Annotated in this window: 1 pseudogene; it reads left to right on the forward strand. The window is 39.8% G+C overall.

Going from position 1 to position 1,215, the window contains the following annotated elements:
- Window positions 1-1,019 (forward strand): annotated as a pseudogene (locus tag CGS49_RS13530) (DAK2 domain-containing protein); the annotation flags it as partial.
- Between the last annotated feature and the right edge of the window lie 196 nt (window positions 1,020-1,215).

Consider the following 1,215-nt stretch of genomic DNA (forward strand, 5'->3'; position numbering starts at 1 on the left):
CTATGACAGAGATGATCAATGCAGAACATCATAAGGCAGTTGCAGGTCATGTTGCAACAGAAGATATTACCTTCGGATACTGTACGGAAATCATGATTGGTCTCAAACAAGGTCCAACTTATGTGAAAGACTTTGACTATGAGGAGTTTCAAAATTACTTGAGTAATCTTGGGGATTCTCTCCTTGTTGTTAATGACGATGAAATTGTAAAAGTTCACGTCCATACAGAGGATCCGGGTCTTGTCATGCAAGAAGGCCTTAAATATGGTGCTCTTGTCAAAGTTAAGGTTGAAAACATGCGTAATCAACACGATGCACAAGTTCAAAAAGCAGCAGCCATTCAAGCTTCGCCTTCTGCTCCTAAAGACTTTGCCTTTATTGCAGTTGTTGCCGGAGATGGACTTGCAGATATCTTTAAATCACAAGGAGTTGACTATGTGATTTCAGGTGGTCAAACAATGAACCCATCAACGGAGGATATCGTTAAGGCTATTGAGCAGGTTAATGCCAAGAATGTTATCATCTTGCCAAATAATAAAAACATCTTTATGGCAGCACAATCAGCCACTGAAGTAGTGGATGTTAATGCGGCTGTTGTTGAAACACGTACAGTTCCACAAGGCTTTAGAAGCTTGCTTGCTTTCGATCCAAACCAAAGTATCGAAGCTAATGTTGAAGCTATGACAGTTAGTCTTTCGGATGTAACAAGTGGTAGCGTGACTTTGGCAGTACGTGACACAACTATTGACGGCCTTGAAATTCATGAAAATGATATCCTTGGTATGGTAGACGGTAAGATTCTTGTATCTACACCAGATATGGATCAAGCCCTTCTTGATACCTTTGAAAAGATGATTGACGAAGACAGCGAAATTGTTATGATTTACGTCGGCGAAGAAGGCAATCAAGAACAAGCACAAGCGCTCGCTGAAAAATTGGAAGAGATTCATGAAGATATCGAAGTTGAAATCTTCCAAGGGGACCAACCTGTGTACCCATATATCTTTAGCGTTGAATAATTTAAAAATAATCATTTTGGAAGTCTTAGGGCTTCCTTTTTTGTTTAAATAGTTTCGATACTAAAAAGTCATTTTTTTTTTTTTTTAAGTACGTATATGAAAAACGAATAAATGGCGCGCCTGTTCTCTGAGGCTACACCCTACATCCAGAAGTATCACGGAAAGACCATGGTCGTGAAATACGGCGGCAACGCCA

It is taken from the genome of Faecalibacterium langellae (assembly GCF_002549775.1).
GTDB classification, from domain to species: Bacteria; Bacillota; Clostridia; order Oscillospirales; family Ruminococcaceae; genus Faecalibacterium; species Faecalibacterium langellae.